The organism is Dyella sp., assembly GCF_036746095.1.
Classification (GTDB): domain Bacteria; phylum Pseudomonadota; class Gammaproteobacteria; order Xanthomonadales; family Rhodanobacteraceae; genus Dyella_B.
This window is the reverse complement of sequence record NZ_DAIOEU010000034.1, coordinates 39857-51980: the sequence shown is the minus strand read 5'-3', so window position 1 is coordinate 51980 and position 12124 is coordinate 39857. Positions and strand designations below refer to the sequence as shown.

Genomic DNA, 12124 nt, shown 5'->3' with positions numbered 1-12124 from the left:
CTTCCTTGACATGGAAGGGGTCACAAGTTCGATCCTTGTACCGCCCACCATCTTCTAAGCCAGTATTTTCAAGGTGTTGCGTCAACACTTGGAAATCGGGCTTTTTCCTTACTGACCCCGGTATGACCCCGGCTAATTTGGGTACAAGCGCGGCAAGCTCCTGCATCATCGTTTCCAGCGCCGTCGCCGCTTTCCCTAAATAATCCGGATCGAACTTGGCGTAGATCTCCGAAGTGCCGGCGCGCTTGTGGCCGATCTGGCCCGAGACTTCCCATGAAGGCACGCCACGGCGCCTCATCTCGGTGGCCACCGTATGCCGGATCACCTTTGGCGCGAACCATCCGGGCAGCCCTGCCGCATTCCTGAGTTTCCTCCAGCTCGTCTTGACCGACTTCACCTGTTTGCCGCGCCAGTGGACATACGTCCCGGTGGGGTTCTCCGCTTTTAGAACGACTTCCAATGTCGGAATCAATGGCACCACTGGGCGATATTTCTTCGTCTGCTTGCGACCTGGCGGATTAAGCTGAATCAGCTTCGCCTGAAAGTCGACTTGCTGTGGTGTCAGGTCTCGAGCGGCATCGCCGCGGCAATCTGTGCAGAGGCGAATGATGCAGTACAGCCAGATATGCGAGGACGTTTCAGGGATGGCATTTAGAAAGGTCGCCATCTGTTGAAGTTGGCTGATGTGCGGGTAGGGATCACCGATCGGCGGAAGCTCGATAAAGGGCACCTTGGTGATTTCCTGATTTTTCCATGCACGATTAAGCGCCGCTTTTCCATGGGCTACATAGCGCCGTGCGGTCTGCTCGCTAAGCGCTTTGCCCAAAACAAGCCATGAAAGAAAGTCCTCCTGTTTGGAGAGGGTGAGGTCCGAGACGACCGCATCGTTGCCGAAATATTCCTTCCACAGTGCATTGGCTCGTTTCGCTGGATCCTTGCTGGCAAGTGCTTCGCCGCGTTTACGCATGTAGCGGTCAAGAACGATAGCAATCGTTATTTCTTCTGGCGCCACGTTCTTGATTGTGGCCTCGGACAGGATGATATCCCTGGCTTTTACTCGGGCTTCTCCAATATCCGAAGTGCCCGTAGAGCGGCGTTGTTTTTCACCGTTGCTCCGCCACTCGAGATACCACTTGTCTGATCCTGTGCGTTTGACAAGGGCATATTCGTCGGTGATACGTATGCGTGGCATTCCTGTCTCTCTAGATATTGGGCAATGATGGCTTCGGTGTAGAAGGCGCGGCGCCCGATGGTGATGTGGCCTATCTGCCTAGCCTTTCTGTAGCGCGCAAGGGTTATCTTGGAGAGTTTCAGCTTCTCCGCGGCCTCTTCTTCCGTGAATAGCTCGGGTAACTTCTCAGCTGCGCCCATGTTTCATCTCCAATCGCTTGAACTCGATCACCCACACCCAGGAGTTTGCATCCCAGCTGCCGGCGCCGTTGAGCAATTCCCAAAGGGCTGCGAAGGCCGCGCGCGCAGTTTCACGCATCATGGGGCCCGGCGTGCCCTTACGGTCGTATCCGAACACCGACCCGGGCGAAAGTTTGAATTCGTGCATGCTCTCGGCCCGCGCGTCGGCTTCGCTGATGTCCTGCAGCCTCTCCACGCGCACGCCGGCCACTTCCAGCGTGATGCGGCTGGCCCAGCGGGGCATGTGGATGGAAGGACGCCATGGCGTTGGACCGTCGGCACCTTCCCAGTCAGGTTCGCCATCAGCGCGGTAGTACATGTTTTCCAACATCTCCGCGCGTTGCTCCTCGAGCGGAATTGCAACGCGCTGGCCGTCTACCTCTCGCCAATGGCAGGTAATGGGTTCACCGTCCGGATACGTCGAGTCGTCGCAATAGAAGGTTTCGCGCACCCATAGCCGATCACCAGGCTGGCCATAAGGGCAAGGGAAGAGCACGTTGCCTTCTTCATCTCCCCACTTGCCATCGTCGCAGTCGACAACGAACGATAGGGCAGCCGCTTGGGCTGGTTTACACACTCGGCGCGTCTGCGTCTTGCGGCCTTCTAGGATCGCCCTCACCATGGAGCCGGAGAACAGGATGGGGAGTTCACGCATGAGCGTAGATCCGGGATTTTGGGATTGGAAGATCGGCGACGTTGCCACCTGGGCTGCGGCGGTCGGATCGGTACTCGCGGCAGTCGCCGCGTTCAGGGCGGCGCGCGATGCGTTGCGCATATCGAACGAAACGGCTCAGCGAGAATCCATTCGCTTTGCCCGGCGAGCTGAAGTTAATGCTGCCCATATCTTTACGGAGCTGGCATTGGTATATGAGTTTTCTAAGTTCATTCTTCCGCTCGCGAGCGCCCTCGCTAGCAGGAAGCTCGGAGAAGATGCGACGATTTCCCACGCCAAGCGCATCGCTGAGCTGGCGAAAGAGTGGGAAGCGCTCGTTGCGCGAGTAGATATACCTAGCCTGAGAGAGCTTCCAGACGAGTGTGCTCCAGACACTGCCGGTGCGATTAGCTCCGTTCGCTATGTCTGTTACCTGATCACCTTGATGTACGACGAATGGTGTAAAAAGAAGGATCTCGACAATCTCACTAAAACCGCGGAGGAGGTTATGAAGCGCTGTTACGAAATCCAACAGAACTTTCGGCCTTATGCCGCTTATGCCAAGCGGGTGTTTAAGGCGGAAATTGATGTTTGATCGATCAATCATGTAATAGCTCCGGGAATGCGTTCACGCGGCTCCTATTGCGATAATGGCCCTATGGCCACCCAATCGAAGTCCAACCCCTACCGAGGCCTGTCTCGCAGGACCCTCTACGACGCTGCGCAGAAGCGTGCTGGCGAGCTGATGCAGCCAGGCCCGAAACGTACGGCCAAGGAACGCGCGGCCCTGGCGCTCGATACGGCACACCTGCTGCTGGTGTTGGCCGGGCACGTCGATACCAAGGAGTTCGCCTCGCAGAGCCCGCGGAAGTCCATAAGGGAAGGCAAGCCGCTGGCAGAGGCGTTCGCCGAACTCCACAGCAAGCTGGCCAGCAGCACGCGTTATGCCGTGTTCGTTGACGCCGCTGACGCGGCGCTGGGCGAAGAACGGCAGCGCTCGGTTGCCGACAGCGCTATGGTGCATAGCCTCTACCATGCGGCCGTAGCGTCCGATGAGGGCCTTGTGGACGCACTGGCCAAGCTGCAGGAGCTGCACGAGCGGCGGCGGCGCAAGCGGTAGCTTAGTCACTGGCTTCATCCTCCATCGGTGCGCTCGGCTCCGTCATTTCAACGTAGGCCGACATAATCAAGAGAAATAGATGCTCAGAGCCGCGCTTCTGCGCTTCTTCGCCGAGCTGCATGGCTGCTTCGAGATGGCTTATTTGTTTGGCCTTGGCAACCTGTTCAATCGTGGTGCGCCATTCCGCCATCTTTGCCGGGTACTGCTCACCCCACAGGAACTGCATCGCTTTGCGGATGCGATACAGCTCGGCGGTGATGCCGATGGCCTTTTCTTCCTTGCTCATGCTGTTGCTCCAAGAGGAAGGCCAGGCTGGATGGCTGCAATGCGCCGCTCGGCGATCGCTACGTGCTCCGGCTTGAGTTCGATTCCAACAATGCTGAAGCCCTCAGCTACGGCCCCACGGCCGGTGCTTCCACTTCCCAAGAATGGATCGTGGACGACGCCACCTCGAGGTGTGACCAGGCGGCACAGCCAGCGCATCAGATTGGTAGGTTTTACGGTGGGGTGGTTATTGCGAACAGGTCCAGGTGCACCATCGTTGCGCTGCGTCAAGTGCTGGCCACTGGTGTTACTGACCATGCCACCTTGCTGGAGAGGAAGGTCGTCGCAGCCATCGTCACGGTCGGCACGAGTCGCCTTGGCGCAGTAGAAGAAGCGTGCGGCGGACTTGTCCGACTCAATGCGAGGTTCGGCTGACTCGCGTCTGCCGATAAAGCCGCCGTACATGACGGAATCGGAGAACCCGTTGGTAGTCGGCTCATCACCATGCACCTTGCACTGTTGGCCCGGCGCATCCGGAAATGCCTCAAGCACCTCCTCGCTACCGTCATGGATCACGTTGGCTGGCCAGCGACCAAGCGCCTGGGCTTGGGCAACTTTCCTCGCTGTGCGAGCCGCATGCTCCGCGCGTCTCGATTCGTCGTGCATCCAAGGACGATCCCACTCGGGACCGCCGCAAGTGCTCGACATGTCCGTTGGCCCATTCAGTCGCCCACCGCCAAGCTTGTCGTCCGTCGGCACCCGGCACGCATCTATATTCAGCGCGCCTGTGCCATGCTGAAGGACGGTCGCCGCGACCGTGCCGATGAGCGGCTTGCGAGCCAGGATGATCGGCTCCCATGCTGGCTTGAGGGCTGTTCCCCATCCTTCCCAGTCGCCATCAAGGTTCTTCGACTTCGGAAAGCCAGATCCATACATCCACATCAGCGTGTCACGGATTTCCCAGCCGGCATCCTCGATCGCGCACATCATTCGATGGAAGGTGCGTGTACCGCCAAACGCCAACAGATGCGCCCCAGGCTTCGCTGCGCGCAAAGCCGCACGCCACGTCTCCGGATCGAACGCAACGCCGCTGCTATCCCATTCCTTGCCCATGAAACCCAACTCGTAGGGTGGGTCTGTGACGATGGAGTCCGCCCAAGCCTCCGGCAGCGTGCGCAGCACATCGCGGCAGTCGCCCACGTGGATGGTCACACTCATGCTGCTATCCCCGGCGGCTGCAGACTGCCCGAGCTGCGTGCTACGGTTTGCAGCAATTCAGGTGCTGGGGGACGACGGTGAACTGGCTTCGACGGATGCGCGGCCGCACAGGGCTGGTTGTAGGGTGGATTGGCGCCGTATTGCTTGGATACTGGGCTGGGTGGGCGACATTTCGCCTTCCCGTGTACGCGTGTGGTCCGTTCAATAGCGATCGTTTCGCGCTTTGGGCAGCTGCTATAGCTGGTAGCGCGGCGGCTGGTGCGACGTATTACGCCGCGCGGATCGCGCTCAGCGGCGGCAAGGAGGCAATTGAGAATGAACGCAGCCTCAGAGATCAAGAGGCGCAACAAGTTGAGGAGGAACGGAAGCGTAAAGCTGCCAATGTCGCCCACCTCATTGTTCCGTCCCTTTACGAACTCGCATTCGGCGTAGTGTTCTGGCATCGCCTTGCGGGAGACAGCCGGTTCACAACCAGCTTGGTTTCCAAGTATATGTTGTCGTTCAATCTCGACACCCTCAATGCCGCAGCCGAGAAGGTAGATCTTCTTGACGCAGTGGCGGCGCGGAATTTCTCCATCATTCTTGGCCTTGCGCGCAACCTGCACGATCAAATGGCTGCGCTGCAGCCTGAAATCGTGTTGCCCGACAACGCCCACATGACGATAGTTCGAGAAGGCATCGCGCGAGCGACCGCGGAGATGCGGGATAACGCGGTAAACGTATATCTCTTCTTCAAGCAACTTGCTGGAGACATGTCCCCAATGGAGTATCCTCGCGAGAGGGCTGAGCGTGAATACGAACGCCTCGCTGCGCAGTTCGAGACGTGAATTTTCTTTGTGCGTCGACGAGCTCATGCTGCAACCTCTGCAGCGGTAGGCGGACATACCCAGATGTACTTGTTGCGGCCAGCTCGGCCGGTGCGGCTGTCCATCCCGCTGCGGCTGTAGCCGGCGCGCCGCCACCCATCGAAGCGGTAGGTGTTGCCGGTGTGCAGGTCGGCGTCCTGGTAGCTTATGGCCGCCGCCACGCCCAGCCCGGGAAACACCAGTTCGCGCCACAGCCGAAGCACAACCCGGCACGCCCACCGATCGCTGGCGCACAGGCGACTCAGCTCGATGGCGTTCGCTCGGGTGAGGTGAGATAAACCGCCACCCACACGCTCACGGATGAGGCTGGAAGTGCATGCGAGGCCAACAGGTTTCCCATGCACAAGCAACGCGTGACAGTGCAACGCAGCGCTGTTGCCGCGTTCCGGCCCCATGGGGTGCTGCCACACCTGGAGCAACTGGTTTGCCTCGGTCAGGTTGATGGTGTCGAAGGCGGCGAGCGGGAACATCACGCGTCCTCCATCAGCGCGCGGAATAGCGAGGCGGCGGTGCGGCATGGCACGGCGTTACCGATTTGCTTCGTGATCTCTGTGCTGTTGCCAGCGAAGTCATAGACCTCTTCGCCATCGTCGAACGACATGGCGCGCGCGAGCTCTCGGTAATTGAGCATCCGGTAGAGGATGTCGATGCGAAACGTCTGTGTCGCGGGTTGAGCAATAGCAAGTTCGCCACGGTTGGCGCCGGTGATTGTCCGCAGGGGATCGTCCACGCTGTAGACGCGCCCCTCGCCGTGGTGCGTCAGCGGAAACACAAAAGGCTCGGCCAGTTGAATGTGCCCGTGCGCGGTTACTGTGGGCAGCGGATCAGTGAGTGCATGCGTACGCGGCGTCTGGCCTTCACGCTCTCCAAAGTTCGGTACCAGGAATGGCTGCGCAAGACCCGCGTTCTGCTTGCTCACGATCGTGTGCACCGGCTCATCGGTACTGCGCACACCATTGGCGCCGCTGCCCGTTTGGTCCGTGCGGATGATCACTGGCTCAGCCAAACCGAAGCGTGGCTTGGTCGTCACTGCGGGTACCGGCTGGTCAACGCTCAGCGCCGTGAGACCACTACCACCGCCGTAATAGGGCGCCAGGATCGGATCGGCCAAGTAGCCAGCGCCGCGTGTGGTTGCGGTGGGCATGGGGTGATCAATGCCCTGTGCGTCACGGTTCTGGAAGCCGTTGCGTGACACGATCAATGGCTGGATCAGTTGCGGCCGCGCGTTGCCCGGGCGCTTCTCCGAGCAGGCACCTCCGGTGGTGATTGTCGGTACCGGGTCGGCAACCGCCTTGGCCGTGCCGTTGACGCCCATCAGCAGCGGCGTCACGAAGTGCGGCGCCGCCCCGTTTCCGCCGCCAACGATGGTCGGCACCGGCTCGGAAACGTCTCGCGCGGCACCACCGCTGGCGGTCGCCATCACAACGCCGACATGCGTGCCGCCGGCAGAAATGGTCGGGACCGGATCTTCTATAGTGCGCGCCGAGCGTTCGACCTGGTCGTCCGACGTTCCACGAAACTGGGCGAGCATCGGATCAACCTCACTCGCGGCAACGTCGAGCACAGGGGGGCGCCCGTCGAGTAGCGCCTGCAAGGCGTCGATGTAGGGCTTCGGCCAGTTGTAACGCTGCGCACCGGCGAGGATGCGGCGCAACGTATTCGGTACCAACGGCTTCTTGCGGGTGAAGATCGACTTGCCCGGCTGGTCCCAGTCGATGATTTCGATGGCGCCACGCCATTGCTTGCGTGAGCCGAGCAGGTCGGTGGTTGCCTTGCGGGCATGGGTTGGCTCAGGCCAGCGCAGACGCTTGCCATCGCTGCGGCCGATCAGGAAAAAGCGCTGGCGCGTGGTGGCATCGCCGAAATCGGCACAGCAGAGGTCGCGCCAATCGATCCGGAAGCCGATAGACCGCAACGCTTCGCTCCAGGCGCGGAAGTATTCGCTTTTGCGAGAACGTATCGGGCGGCCGGTGGTGAGACTGCACGGCCCCCAGTCGACAAACTCAGGCACGTTCTCGATCAGGAGGCGCTTCACGCGCAACTCGGTACACCAGCGCACGACGTGCCAGGGATCCATGCGCTGCTGATCGGAGACGGGCTTACCGCCACGGGCGCGGCTGTGATACGTGCACGTAGGCGAAGCGATCAGTGCGTCTAGGTAGCCCTCCGGTACAAGCTCAATCGGTCTAGCGCTTTCCAGATCGGCGCAATGATGGCGGAAGCCGGGGTAATTGCGGCTGTGCGTTTCGATAGCGGTGGGCCAATGGTTGACCGAGACCACCTCCAGCTGCACCCCCATCTTCTTGGCAGCGCGCATGGCGCCAGTGATCGTGCCACCCGCGCCACACCACAGATCAGCGATCAGTTTCTTGCGCGTCTTGGCACGAATGCCGATATTGGAGCCGTCTGCCATGACTCAACTCAATCCTGATTCAACCGTTGCAGGCACCGAATCGTCGTGTCATCCGGCACGTCAACTTCCAGCGCGAATTCGAAGGGGCGATCGGGGTTTGGCTTGATGCGCATGGGCCACGCCGGCAACGGCAAGTCATCCCCGGATTCATCGTGCGGTGCTACGCCCACAAGCCAGCCGTTTGCATGAGAGGGGCAGTACTGACCGAACACGATCAGGCTGCAGTGCTCGCTGGCAGATTCCACCAACCACTCGATAGGGTTGCCGCTGGCGCAGTTGTCGAAATCGTCGCCGCCAGGCGTCACTTCGCCAAAGGTGTCGTCGCTGTAGCCGCCGAAAATTAGAGTTTTCATGTTTGGTGTCCGATCTTCGTTCATTGATGCGCTACCTTTTCGGCGCGCTTGTTGGTGGAGAACCCGCATTGCTCGCAGGCCTGTCCAAAGTCGGTTTCCTGGAGAAGGCCATGACCGTTGGGGCACAGTCCGCTGCGAATCTTGAAATCGCTTTCTACGAATCGGCGGGCGTCATCGTCGGTTCCGCCGAGCACGTGGATCCGTGAGATGTCGATGCGCTCGATCATCGATCACGCCTCAGTGCTGGCCGCAAGCTTGTCGCGCAGGCGGAAGCCCAGCAGCATCCACACTTTCTCGGCCGCGTTCTCGAACGCGATCTTGCGGCCGATTTCTGCGTTGAAGTTCTCCGGGCTGGCGCAGGCGCTTTCGCCGGTGACAGTGAATCCGTTGCGCAGAATCAGCACGCAGAAGGTGAGAAGGCCAAGTTCTGGCGGTATGGGGCGGATCTGCGCGGCGTTGATGGTGACGCCATTGGCGAACGCGCCATCTTCCAGCATCTTTGCATCGCCCTGGGCGGCGGTGAAAAAGTGCGTGCTGACGATTTCGGCTTCGATCTCCGCGAGCGTTACGCGCGGGGCCGTGAGACCTTTGGCCTGAATGTCCTGTTCGATCGTGTCGATTTTCATGGGTGGGTCCTTTTTGAAAAATCGTTCTTGCGCATTCGACGTCATGCCGCTTTGAGCGGGGCTGTGTGATGGTCCGCAGCGGCGATCAGCGAACGCTGCATGGCGGCGCACATGGCGGGGAAGGCGTTGGCGGGATAGAGCTTTGCGGCGCGCTCCATGCCGACGGGGGCGAAGCCCAGCTTGGCCAGGCCTTCGGCGGTGATCGCAAGCGGGGCGATCAGCGTGTTGATATCGCCGAGCCGCAAGGTAGAGGTGGGTGGTTTTGCTATGACCCTTCCCGGTTCTCCAGCCGCCCGAAGCTCCCCGGTGTAGTCGCCCATGCCTCCGCCGGCAGGGAGCGACGCCTGCTCGGGTTCGATGGCTCTCGTCGTGGTGTCATTCTGCTGCGCACTTTGTTGACGTGCGGCTTTCTCGGCGCGCACTTGTTCACGTTGTGCGTCCAGCTTGGCCTGCTCGTGCTGCCGATGTTCGGTGATGCGCGCCGCGATTAAGTTGCGCAAGTCTTCCGGTGCCTTCGTCGTGCACAGCTGCACGCGATCAGGGAACAGACTGGCGTAGGTCGACTGGTCGGCAAGGATGGCAACGTTGGTTCGTACCCGCTCGGCCATCTGGTTGGCGGTGATCTTGACGTTGGCCACCGCGGCATTTATGGCTTCCTGCATGTTGGCAATGGAGCGCTTGCCCTTGATGGCAGCGCCCATCTCATGCGCCAGGCCATCGGGAGCGCGAAGCGCACATTCGCCGAGCGTTGCATTGAGGGTGTTGTAGTGGTCAAGCACGGCCAGACGCCCGGCATCTACGATTTCGCCGCGGCGCGCTTCCTTGCGGTCTTTCACCAGCTTGTCCAACTCCAGCCGAATGCGGCGCGTTTCTGCAGATACGTCGTCGATGGTGCGAAACACGGCTTCAATGTCAGCGGTTTGGCTAAGCGCGTGAGCTTTGGCGGCTTCCAGCTTGTCTTCGACCGTCTTGGCCCATTTCACCGTCTGTTCGGCATCGGCGAAGTCTTCATCGGTTTGAAGGTCGCGGTTGATGCCATCCAGCACGGCCATGGCGTGCGCCTTGAAGTCGGCCAGATTGCTGGCGGTGACCATGCCGGTGACTTCAATGCGCAGGGCTGGCAGCGTTTCGGGCGCGCGGCCGATGGGCAGCGGGGCTGCGGAAGGTTCTGGCTGGTAGACGGCTACATCGGCAGCGAATTGGTCCCAGCCGGCAATGATTCGGTCACGCAGACCCAAGTCGGGGTAGTACCAGCAGTGATGCTCTTCGATGAGGTGATCGCCTTCCCACTTCGATGCCATGAAGAGCACGCGCTGTGCGCTGGATACCAGGCACTGATGCTCCATCTGGATGCGATAGAGTTCTGGCAGCAACTGACCAGCGTGCCGTTCTCGGTGCTCGGGCGCGACGGCTTCGATCTCGACGAAAGCGGCACGTAGTGCTTCGTTGAGGGACTTGTGCTCGAAAGCGGTGTCTTCGAGCAGCGTCAGGCCATCGAACGACGCGGAATAGCGCTCTTCCTCGCCCACGCACGGATACAGATCTTCGCCAACGATGCTTTCGGCGATCGCACGGGCCTTGGCTTCGTAGTCGTGACCGGCATCAAGGATGCGCTCCTGCACGTAATCGCTGAACTCACGCTGGAGGCCACTGGCAACCTCCCTCAGCAGCTCCGTGCGTTTCTTGTTGTTGGACGCGCCAAGCATGGCTGGGGCGTCGCTGGCGTTGAAGTGGGTGGCACGGTGTGCGTGCCACTCCGGCGTACCTTGAACGAGGTTGAGGACCTTCATGGGGCGGCACTCCCATTCGCCCACGATGCGATTTCTGCCATCTGCGCATCGGTAAGCAGTTCTTTGGTCTGGATCATGGCGATCAGATCATTGACGGCCTTGCCACCTTCGATGGCCTTGCGCCATGCATCCTTCTTTTTGGCGAATGATTCTTCGCTGCACGTCGGCAGCGTTTTCAAATCAGCGCCCTTGGTTTGTTCGGCTTTGTTCTCCATGACACTCTTCCACGAGGATTCACCGTCGCGGATCGCGCCGTAGATGCCCCGGAGGTTGACCAGCTCTGCCGGCGAACAGGTATCCAAGGTGTGACCCAGGAATTCGGCCAAGTCAGTGGCCTTGACGCCGATTTCTCCGAAGGCATCGGCGATGCGTTTGCGTTCGGCGTTGGGATCGCGTGCGGCTTCGTCCAGGCGGATCGATTTGATGATGCTTTCGGCTTCGTCCTGCAGGTCGCCTGGAATGATGCGCAAGCCCAGGGTACGGATTGCCTTGGAAATTTGCGCGGCGCGCTTGTTCAGCAGATCATCGTCGGTGGCAGGCACCGTATACACCGGTTTGTTATAGCTGTTCTTGCGCACGCTAATGTAGGTGCCGTCGTCGGAGGGTTTCGACCGTTCGACGGTTTTGGTGACGCGTACATCGAGCGGATAGGTGAGGTTGGATTCCAGGTCGGTGACGGAGACACGGTGAATTTCCTTCACGTCGTCCTCGAAGACCATACTGGTCTCCACCAGCACGTTGGTCATGCAGCGCAGCGCGACTTCCACGAAGCGGATGCCCAAGCCCTCCACGCCATTGCCGATGGGTTTGCGGTAGTAGGCGCTTTTGTTATTGGCGAAGCTGGGGCGCTTGCATTCTTTCAGCAGATCCTGGCGCACTTGATCCCACTGGCGTGGGCGGCGCAATGCCATCACGTAACGCGCTTCGACCATGGCCTTTGCTTGCGCAGCCACAGCGGTGGAAGATGTTTCAGGGATTGCAAGAGTGGTGTTGGTGCCGTCGAACTCCTGTCGAACGGCGAGGGCTTGAGCGGAGGAATTCATCGAATGGGTCTCCTAGCGCTTTAAGCGGCCGTTGCCGGCAATACATCGACCCGCCGATACGGGTACTTATCCGCATGCGGTTTGATGTGATCGCGGAAGTGTTTGCCCAGCGACTCGGCAGCCCTGAACGCTGCGAAGTCTTCGGATGAGAACCCGCTGTAGTGATAGAGCGAACCCGGAGTTTTGTCGCTGCCATAGCCTTTGAAAAAGCGGATCGCGAGCGTATTCGTCGTGGGATCGTGGCCGATGCTGTGAATCTGCGACGATTGAACGTCGAGCATGTCTATGCGGGGCGCGCTTTCCTTTGTGGCACTCATGCTTGAATCCTTTGCCGGCTGTCCGGCCGGCTCGGTGTTGTATGGGTGACGT

The 12124-nt window shown here is 60.1% G+C and carries 15 protein-coding genes; 3 read left to right on the top strand and 12 right to left on the bottom strand.

Going from position 1 to position 12124, the window contains the following annotated elements; genetic code table 11:
* A partial coding sequence (locus V7M64_RS14250) for a site-specific integrase (protein WP_333679943.1) occupies positions 1–1192 on the bottom strand: 1192 nt, incomplete at its 3' end.
* Between the two features lie 165 nt (positions 1193–1357).
* Positions 1358–2065 (bottom strand): hypothetical protein, encoded by a 708-nt coding sequence (locus tag V7M64_RS14245; RefSeq protein ID WP_333679941.1) that lies wholly within the window; start codon positions 2063–2065, stop codon positions 1358–1360.
* On the opposite strand from V7M64_RS14245, the gene V7M64_RS14240 reads away from it, so the two are divergent.
* Together V7M64_RS14240 and V7M64_RS14235 are read left to right on the top strand one after the other, a co-directional pair.
* Positions 2064–2657 carry a hypothetical protein gene (locus V7M64_RS14240; RefSeq protein ID WP_333679940.1) on the top strand — a complete coding sequence of 198 codons (594 nt, stop codon included), beginning with the start codon at positions 2064–2066 and terminating at the stop codon, positions 2655–2657. The two genes, V7M64_RS14245 and V7M64_RS14240, sit on opposite strands and share 2 nt — an antisense overlap.
* 63 nt (positions 2658–2720) lie before the next feature.
* The gene (locus tag V7M64_RS14235; protein WP_333679938.1) at positions 2721–3182 is read left to right on the top strand and encodes a hypothetical protein; all 462 of its coding nucleotides are present in this window, start codon (positions 2721–2723) and stop codon (positions 3180–3182) included.
* Between the two features lies 1 nt (position 3183).
* Here the strand turns inward: V7M64_RS14235 and V7M64_RS14230 are convergent, their stop codons facing one another.
* Both V7M64_RS14230 and V7M64_RS14225 read right to left on the bottom strand, forming a co-directional pair.
* Positions 3184–3468 (bottom strand): hypothetical protein, encoded by a 285-nt coding sequence (locus V7M64_RS14230; protein WP_333679936.1) that lies wholly within the window; start codon positions 3466–3468, stop codon positions 3184–3186.
* The gene (locus V7M64_RS14225; RefSeq protein WP_333679935.1) at positions 3465–4664 is read right to left on the bottom strand and encodes a DNA methyltransferase; all 1200 of its coding nucleotides are present in this window, start codon (positions 4662–4664) and stop codon (positions 3465–3467) included. Before V7M64_RS14225 ends, V7M64_RS14230 begins: the two co-directional genes overlap by 4 nt.
* 77 nt (positions 4665–4741) lie before the next feature.
* On the opposite strand from V7M64_RS14225, the gene V7M64_RS14220 reads away from it, so the two are divergent.
* Positions 4742–5491: a hypothetical protein gene (locus V7M64_RS14220; RefSeq protein ID WP_333679934.1), complete on the top strand. Its 750-nt coding sequence runs from the start codon at positions 4742–4744 to the stop codon at positions 5489–5491.
* A 23-nt stretch (positions 5492–5514) separates the two neighbouring features.
* On the opposite strand, the gene V7M64_RS14215 is transcribed toward V7M64_RS14220, so the two are convergent.
* Genes V7M64_RS14215 through V7M64_RS14180 form a run of 8 tightly spaced genes read right to left on the bottom strand, consistent with a single transcriptional unit; the run spans position 5515 to position 12072 of the window.
* Entirely contained in the window at positions 5515–6000 is a 486-nt protein-coding gene (locus V7M64_RS14215) for a hypothetical protein (protein ID WP_333679933.1), read from the bottom strand.
* The gene (locus V7M64_RS14210; RefSeq protein ID WP_333679931.1) at positions 6000–7943 is read right to left on the bottom strand and encodes a DNA cytosine methyltransferase; all 1944 of its coding nucleotides are present in this window, start codon (positions 7941–7943) and stop codon (positions 6000–6002) included. Before V7M64_RS14210 ends, V7M64_RS14215 begins: the two co-directional genes overlap by 1 nt.
* 8 nt (positions 7944–7951) lie before the next feature.
* Positions 7952–8296, bottom strand: a complete 345-nt coding sequence (locus V7M64_RS14205; RefSeq protein WP_333679929.1) for a hypothetical protein — start codon at positions 8294–8296, stop codon at positions 7952–7954.
* A 20-nt stretch (positions 8297–8316) separates the two neighbouring features.
* Positions 8317–8523, bottom strand: a complete 207-nt coding sequence (locus V7M64_RS14200) for a hypothetical protein (protein ID WP_333679927.1) — start codon at positions 8521–8523, stop codon at positions 8317–8319.
* 3 nt (positions 8524–8526) lie between these two features.
* Positions 8527–8922 (bottom strand): Gp49 family protein, encoded by a 396-nt coding sequence (locus tag V7M64_RS14195; RefSeq protein ID WP_333679925.1) that lies wholly within the window; start codon positions 8920–8922, stop codon positions 8527–8529.
* Positions 8923–8963: 41 nt separating this feature from the next.
* A complete protein-coding gene (locus V7M64_RS14190) occupies positions 8964–10712 on the bottom strand; it encodes a YqaJ viral recombinase family protein (RefSeq protein WP_333679924.1) in 1749 nt (582 codons plus the stop codon).
* Positions 10709–11755 (bottom strand): hypothetical protein, encoded by a 1047-nt coding sequence (locus V7M64_RS14185; RefSeq protein WP_333679923.1) that lies wholly within the window; start codon positions 11753–11755, stop codon positions 10709–10711. The genes V7M64_RS14190 and V7M64_RS14185 overlap by 4 nt, the downstream gene beginning before the upstream one ends.
* Positions 11756–11775: 20 nt before the next feature.
* Entirely contained in the window at positions 11776–12072 is a 297-nt protein-coding gene (locus tag V7M64_RS14180; protein ID WP_333679922.1) for a KTSC domain-containing protein, read from the bottom strand.
* Between the last annotated feature and the right edge of the window lie 52 nt (positions 12073–12124).

What these genes read in the sequence shown, in the direction of transcription:
- V7M64_RS14240 (WP_333679940.1), top strand. Translation starts at nt 2,064, where the DNA reads ATGAGCGTAGATCCGGGATTTTGGGATTGGAAGATCGGCGACGTTGCC.
- V7M64_RS14245 (WP_333679941.1), bottom strand. Translation starts at nt 2,065, where the DNA reads ATGCGTGAACTCCCCATCCTGTTCTCCGGCTCCATGGTGAGGGCGATC.
- V7M64_RS14235 (WP_333679938.1), top strand. Translation starts at nt 2,721, where the DNA reads ATGGCCACCCAATCGAAGTCCAACCCCTACCGAGGCCTGTCTCGCAGG.
- V7M64_RS14230 (WP_333679936.1), bottom strand. Translation starts at nt 3,468, where the DNA reads ATGAGCAAGGAAGAAAAGGCCATCGGCATCACCGCCGAGCTGTATCGC.
- V7M64_RS14225 (WP_333679935.1), bottom strand. Translation starts at nt 4,664, where the DNA reads ATGAGTGTGACCATCCACGTGGGCGACTGCCGCGATGTGCTGCGCACG.
- V7M64_RS14215 (WP_333679933.1), bottom strand. Translation starts at nt 6,000, where the DNA reads ATGTTCCCGCTCGCCGCCTTCGACACCATCAACCTGACCGAGGCAAAC.
- V7M64_RS14210 (WP_333679931.1), bottom strand. Translation starts at nt 7,943, where the DNA reads ATGGCAGACGGCTCCAATATCGGCATTCGTGCCAAGACGCGCAAGAAA.
- V7M64_RS14205 (WP_333679929.1), bottom strand. Translation starts at nt 8,296, where the DNA reads ATGAAAACTCTAATTTTCGGCGGCTACAGCGACGACACCTTTGGCGAA.
- V7M64_RS14200 (WP_333679927.1), bottom strand. Translation starts at nt 8,523, where the DNA reads ATGATCGAGCGCATCGACATCTCACGGATCCACGTGCTCGGCGGAACC.
- V7M64_RS14195 (WP_333679925.1), bottom strand. Translation starts at nt 8,922, where the DNA reads ATGAAAATCGACACGATCGAACAGGACATTCAGGCCAAAGGTCTCACG.
- V7M64_RS14190 (WP_333679924.1), bottom strand. Translation starts at nt 10,712, where the DNA reads ATGAAGGTCCTCAACCTCGTTCAAGGTACGCCGGAGTGGCACGCACAC.
- V7M64_RS14185 (WP_333679923.1), bottom strand. Translation starts at nt 11,755, where the DNA reads ATGAATTCCTCCGCTCAAGCCCTCGCCGTTCGACAGGAGTTCGACGGC.
- V7M64_RS14180 (WP_333679922.1), bottom strand. Translation starts at nt 12,072, where the DNA reads ATGAGTGCCACAAAGGAAAGCGCGCCCCGCATAGACATGCTCGACGTT.